General features: G+C 34.2%; 6 protein-coding genes. 5 read left to right on the top strand and 1 reads right to left on the bottom strand.

Annotated features, from left to right (window positions below):
• The first annotated feature begins 378 nt into the window (after window positions 1-378).
• Together JOC59_RS05640 and JOC59_RS05635 are read left to right on the top strand one after the other, a co-directional pair.
• Window positions 379-1,716 (top strand): C1 family peptidase, encoded by a 1,338-nt coding sequence (locus JOC59_RS05640; protein ID WP_205143827.1) that lies wholly within the window; start codon window positions 379-381, stop codon window positions 1,714-1,716.
• Between the two features lie 265 nt (window positions 1,717-1,981).
• The gene (locus tag JOC59_RS05635) at window positions 1,982-2,881 is read left to right on the top strand and encodes a phosphate ABC transporter substrate-binding protein (protein WP_205143826.1); all 900 of its coding nucleotides are present in this window, start codon (window positions 1,982-1,984) and stop codon (window positions 2,879-2,881) included.
• Between the two features lie 226 nt (window positions 2,882-3,107).
• Here JOC59_RS05635 and JOC59_RS05630 read toward each other — a convergent pair whose 3' ends face one another.
• A complete protein-coding gene (locus tag JOC59_RS05630; protein WP_205143825.1) occupies window positions 3,108-3,749 on the bottom strand; it encodes a YigZ family protein in 642 nt (213 codons plus the stop codon).
• Between the two features lie 78 nt (window positions 3,750-3,827).
• Here JOC59_RS05630 and JOC59_RS05625 point away from each other — a divergent pair, with 78 nt between their 5' ends.
• The 3 genes from JOC59_RS05625 to hpf all read left to right on the top strand — a co-directional run bounded on the left by JOC59_RS05625 (window position 3,828) and on the right by hpf (window position 6,494).
• Entirely contained in the window at window positions 3,828-5,135 is a 1,308-nt protein-coding gene (locus JOC59_RS05625) for a DEAD/DEAH box helicase (RefSeq protein WP_205143824.1), read from the top strand.
• Window positions 5,125-5,805: a ComF family protein gene (locus tag JOC59_RS05620; RefSeq protein WP_205143823.1), complete on the top strand. Its 681-nt coding sequence runs from the start codon at window positions 5,125-5,127 to the stop codon at window positions 5,803-5,805. Before JOC59_RS05625 ends, JOC59_RS05620 begins: the two co-directional genes overlap by 11 nt.
• Before the next feature lie 137 nt (window positions 5,806-5,942).
• The gene (hpf, locus tag JOC59_RS05615) at window positions 5,943-6,494 is read left to right on the top strand and encodes a ribosome hibernation-promoting factor, HPF/YfiA family (protein WP_205143822.1); all 552 of its coding nucleotides are present in this window, start codon (window positions 5,943-5,945) and stop codon (window positions 6,492-6,494) included.
• Window positions 6,495-6,523 lie beyond the last annotated feature (29 nt).

Below are 6,523 nucleotides of genomic sequence, written 5' to 3'. Positions count from 1 at the left end.
GGGTGAAGTTTTTAAATGCCAAAGTAAAATTTTTATATTATTACGATGAACAATTTCATTAGGGTTTTTGAAAGTATTATCGATTTTTAAATTTGGGTCTTTTAATGCGAGTGATATTTTGAGATAATTATCCATGGAGATTTCCTTTCTGCTTGGTGGTGGTGGGTTATCTCTTTTTTTACACTTTTTTTTAAAAAATGCAAGAAAAAAAGATACCGATTAACATGACGACGTCATGTCTATCAGTACCAAAAAGTGTAGACCCGTTAAAGCTAAGAATGTGTATTCTTAGTTTTTTTTAATTTTAGTTTAAGTTATATTAACTTTTTTTAATTAAAGTAGTAAACTGAATTAGTAATTATTTTTTGGAGGATTATTATGAGTAAAGAAATTTCGTTAGAACAAATTGCTAATTTTAAAAATAACGTTGAGAGTCAACCTGGTAATGCAATCATACGGCGTGCCGTTGTTAATAACGGTATATATGGCACAGCATTGGATAAAAAAGCAAGTGTTGATAATACACCAGTATTTTCAATTGATTTAGATACTGGGAAAGTAGCTAATCAAAAACAATCTGGTCGTTGTTGGATGTTTGCAGCACTAAATACGATGCGACACGATATTAAAGATATGTTTAAGTTATCAGAAGAATTTCAATTATCACAGAGTTATACTTTCTTTTGGGATAAGTTTGAAAAGGCTAATTACTTTTATGAGAATATTATCAAAACGGCTGATGAAGCCTTGGATTCACGTAAAGTAGCCTTTCTATTAGCAACACCACAACAAGATGGTGGCCAATGGGATATGATGGTTGCAATTATTGAAAAGTATGGCGTAGTTCCACAAGCCGTTTACCCAGAAAGTCAAGCATCGTCAGCATCACATGAATTAAATGTAACTTTGAACTTAAAGTTAAGGCATGATGCGGTTATTTTAAGAGATTTGATTGCAGCCGGATCGACTATTGATCAAATTGCGGTTAAGAAAAATGAAATGTTACAGGAAATATATCGTTTTCTTAGTTTAACATTGGGAGAACCACCAGTTAAATTTGATTTTGAATATCGTGATCAAAATCAAGTTTATCATCATGAACGTGATATAACGCCACAAGAATATTATCAAAAATTTGTTGGTTGGGACTTAAATGAATATGTTTCAATTATCAATGCACCAACAACTGATAAGCCATATAATCACACTTATGGTGTTGAAATGTTAGGGAATGTTGTCGGTGGTCGCGCAGTCCGACATTTAAATGTGGAAATGGATGAATTTAAAAAATTAGCGATAAAACAATTATCAGCTGGTCAATCAGTATGGTTTGGGGTTGATATGGGGCCGCAAATTGATCGTAATCAAGGACTAATGGTTCGGGGTGTGCATCGAGAAGACGAACTATTTAATATTGATTTAGCCATGAGTAAGGCACAACGGCTAGACTATGGACAAAGTTTAATGACACATGCGATGGTTTTAACAGGGGTTGATATTGTGGATGGCCAGCCAACTAAATGGAAAGTTGAAAATTCATGGGGCGAAAAAGTTGGTAAAAAAGGTTACTTCACGATGTCAGATGCTTGGATGGATGAATTTTGTTATCAAATTGTCGTCAAAAAAGAATTTTTACCGGATAACTTGAAGGCAGTCTATGAAACTGAAACAGCGACATTATTAAAACCATGGGATCCAATGGGAGCATTGGCTTAGATTTTTAACTAATATTTAGATAAAATAAATGTAAAGAAATAATTTACATTTAGATACACTTTTGTTACATAAATGTAGGAAGTTTCTTTACAGAGACCCTTTATAGTAAAATATGTAAGCAAGTGGTAAAGAACAAAAAAATCCGATGACTTTCAATCAGATACATAACTTCTACAAAAGCTAATAGTTTCTTGCTGCTTGCTTATATAATTTGCTATTAAATAATATGCGACACAATATTGTGTTTATTAAGGGGTATTTTATTATGAAAAAAGTTATGACACTAGGTGTTACTGTAGCAACTATTGGAATGTTATTAGCAGCTTGTGGTAATGCAAATAGCTCGAATAGTTCTAGTAAATTATCATCAAAGACAGTTAGCGGTAAAGTATTAGCTGTTGGTTCAACTGCTTTACAACCCCTTGCGGAACAAGTTGGCCAAACATTTCAAACTAATAATCCAAAAGCTAATGTTGAAGTGCAAGGTGGTGGCTCAGGGGCTGGTCTGTCACAAGTTGCTAGTGGTTCGGTACAAATTGGTAATTCTGATATTTTTGCTGAACAAGGCAGTGGCATTGATGCAAGTAAGCTAGTTGATCACCGCGTGGCAGTTGTGGGGATGGCGCCAGTTGTGAATAAAGCAACCAAAGTGACTAACCTAACACAACAACAATTAATTAAGATTTTTACTGGTAAAATAACTAATTGGTCACAAGTGGGTGGTGCTAACCAAAAGATTGTTCTAGTGAATCGGGCACAAGGTTCTGGAACACGGGTAACTTTTGAACAATTTGGTCTAAATGGGGCTACACCTAAATCATCGCAAGAACAAGATGCTAATGGAACAGTTCAAAAGATTGTTTCAACAACTCCTGGTGCAATTTCATACTTAGCCTTTTCTTACTTAAGTGGTAATAAACTACAAGCAGTGTCAATTAATAATGTTAAACCAACTGAAACAAATGTAGCCACTAACAAGTGGAAGATATGGGGTTATGAACACATGTACACTAAAGGAAAAGCAACTGGTGCTACGAAAGCCTTTATTAACTATATGCTATCAGATAGTGTACAAAATGGTTTAGTTAAAAAATTAGGATATTTACCAATTTCTAGTATGCATGTTTCAAGAAGTGCAACAGGTAAGATTTCTAGTGTGAAATAAATGATTTTAAGGATGGCACCCACCCGAAAAACATTATTGATATAAAAAATACAAAAATGGTTAAAACTATTTAAAATATGAGATAGCCCTCCAATGCTAACATCAGTTAACTTTGGGGGGCTATTGCCTGTGATATTAGTTTTTGTCAGGTATGTTTTACCTTCATAATTAAATATTGGTATGTTACTAAGCAATCAAGGCGGCTAGTTACGCATAGTAGATACTATTACTCTACTTTATGATAAGGAATTTCTTGGAACGTCGCTTCATCAACTGATAAGGCGATGTTCTGCTTTAGTAAAGTATTTAGGCTATCTTTAAAAAAAGCAATGTCAGTGGTTCTAATTGGCAATGTTAGCGTTACGTGATCAGTATAAACAGCAGTAGGTAGTGGGTAATTATTTGTAGTCAACCAATAGTTTATTTTATCTAGTTGTGCATACTCAATCGTTAAGGTCACGTTATTCATGTTTAAGCGTTCAACTAATCCAACTGTTTCAATTGCTTGGGCGACAGCCCCAGCATAAGCACGGATTAGACCTCCAGCACCAAGTTTTATCCCACCAAAGTAGCGTGTAACGACAGCTACCACGTTATGAACATCATTACGTTTTAAAACCTCTAACATGGGGTTACCTGCTGTGCCGGAGGGTTCACCGTCATCACTCATGCGTTGAATTTGATGCTGCTCACCAATCATAAACGCAGAACAATTATGATTAGCCTTATAGTGTTGCTTTTTTATTTGATTAATGAACGCAATTGCTTCATCTTCAGTAGTAACTCGTTTCAAATTTGTAATAAAACGAGATTTTTTAATAATAAGCTCATGCTCAATATCAGTTGTGATTGATAAGTAGGGTGGCATGATAACCTCCATATGCATTGTTGTTTACGTATTTTAACTATAACGAGTATTTTAAAATGTTGCAAGTTAGGAGTAAAAATGGAAAAAGAACACTTTTATGGGCGCCTAATTATCAAAAGTAAGTTAACTACAATAGAGCAAAAACAATTTGAAAATGTCGTTGATAGACTGCCAACAATTATAAATGATCAATGTCAGCGTTGTAGGCAAATCGTTACGGGCAAAATTAGATTAGCCGGAGCCGAAAAGTATTGTATATACTGTCAACAGCTCGGCAGAATCAGTGAGGATGATGAATTATGGACAATTAATGAACCAAATGATTTTAACATGGTAAAAAATTGGGATTGGCCGGGAAAGTTAACTAAACCGCAAATGCAAGTTGTTACTGAAATATTAAGCCACAATCAAAAACATTTAGTATGGGCAGTTACGGGTGCTGGCAAAACTGAAATTTTGTTTCCAATTATTTGGCAAGGATTAAAGCAACGAAAGCGAATAGCCATCGCTGCACCTAGAATTGATGTGATTAATGAATTATTTCCTAGATTTAAACGAGTATTTCCAACAGTCACTATGTGTGCAATGCATGGTGCGATTAAGGATCAGTATGCGTATACGCAAATAGTTGTGTGTACCACACATCAATTATTAAAATTTAAAGCGGCTTTTGATTTGATAATTGTTGATGAGGTTGATGCCTATCCCCTTAGTGGTAATCAAATGTTATGGTCGGCGATCAATAATGCTTGTAAAAATAATGGTCGGCAAATATGGTTAAGTGCTACGCCAACAACTACACTGCTGAAGCAAGTGCGGCAAATTAGTTATTTACCATTACGTTTTCATAATTTTTTACTGCCAGAATGCAAGATTACATTGGTTAATCGTTGGCAGCATAATCTTAAAAGAGGAAAATTGCCGGCTTTTTTAATAAAATGTTTGAAAAATTTTACGATTAATGGCTTACCATTTTTAATTTTTGTACCAACAATTGAGGATACGCAAGCGGTCCTACAAAGTATTAATAAATATTTTCCCAATTTAAAAGTTATGGCAGTTCATTCACGAGATATAGAACGGATTAATAAGATACTTGCGCTCCGTCAAGCAAAGATTCAAGGGCTAGTGACAACCCTGATTTTGGAACGGGGTGTAACCTTTCCTGATATTGATGTGATTGTGTTGGGTGCAGAGCATTCAAACTTTACCGTAACAAGTCTCTTACAGATAATTGGCCGCGTTGGTCGGAAACTTAGTCGGCCTAGTGGTGAGGTGTATTTTTTAACAAATTACTATTGCTTAAAACTATATCAAGTAAAAAAGCTGATAAAAAAAATAAATACCAAAGCACAAATAATGGGTGGTCGTAAATATGAACTGTAAATTATGTGAAAAATATATAGCCACACAATTAGTACCATGGGAAATCATCTTATGGCAACCGCTTAAAAAAACACAGCTGTGTCGAGAGTGTTGGCAATCATTTACAAAAATTAATTACAGTAAAGCATGTCAAATATGTGGAAAAAAAGAAAACTACAAGGTATGTAAGGATTGTCAGTTATGGCAAACAACTGCTGAGTATCCATTAGTAAATCAATCTTTATACTGCTATGACGCTTTGATGAAAAAATTTATGCAAAAATATAAATTTGAATATGATCTGGAATTGGCGGAAGTATTTAAAAGTGAATTTACTCAATTTTTAAAAATTACGAATAATGCATTGGTGATTCCCATCCCGCAACGCGCACAAAAAAGAAAATTCAATCAAGTTAGAAATTTAATGAAAAATAATAAGCGGATAAAGAATAGTATTTTATTTGTTAAAAAAGAAGCAATTGATAAATTGCAAGTTAATTTAAATCGACAAGAGCGGTTGCAAACAAGACAACCATTTGACATTGATAAACAAGAATTAAACAAAGTGCAATTTGAAAGAATTATACTAATTGATGATATCTATACTACTGGCAGAACGCTTAGGCATGCGGCTAATTTATTAGCCCAATACACAACTAAACCAATTATTGCGAAAACATTAGCACGCTGAAAATTTTACTGAAGACGGTTACAAATTATAATTTTATAGTGTATAATAACCATAAGGTAGTTGTTTAAGAATATTTTTTAATCAATACCTAAAAACCGCGGTCCTAAAAATATTTTTAGGAAGAAGGGAGCACTATTATGCTTAAAGTAATTACTCGTGGAGAGAACATTGAAGTAACAGAGGCTATTCGAAGCTATGTCGAAAAACGTTTGGGAAAATTAAATCGTTATTTAGGTGATGATGTAGAAGCGACAGCTCATGTTAATGTAAAAGTTTATCCAGAAAAAACTTCAAAAGTTGAAGTGACCATCCCAATGTCGTTTTTAACTCTACGGGCAGAGGAAAGTCAAACAGATATGTATGCTGCCATCGACTTTGTTAGTGAAAAATTAGAACGACAAATTAGAAAACATAAAACTAAGGTCAATCGTAAATCACGTGAAAAGGGTTATAAAGGATTAGAGTTTGTAACGGATGAAGCGGTTGACAATGAAGTAGAGACTGAGGACAATATCGAAGTTGTCCGCACCAAGCATGTTTCGCTTAAACCAATGGATTCTGAAGAAGCCATTTTGCAAATGGAAATGCTCGGTCACAATTTCTTTGTTTATGAAGATGAAGATCAATCAGTGCATGTTGTCTATCGTCGTAAAGATGGGCGTTATGGCCTAATTGAAGCGACAAATTAATAGAAATTAAATGAGTTTAGGCTTTATAG

This window comes from Periweissella beninensis (assembly GCF_016908275.1).
Classification (GTDB): Bacteria; Bacillota; Bacilli; order Lactobacillales; family Lactobacillaceae; genus Periweissella; species Periweissella beninensis.
This window is presented reverse-complemented; position numbering and strand designations above follow the sequence as displayed.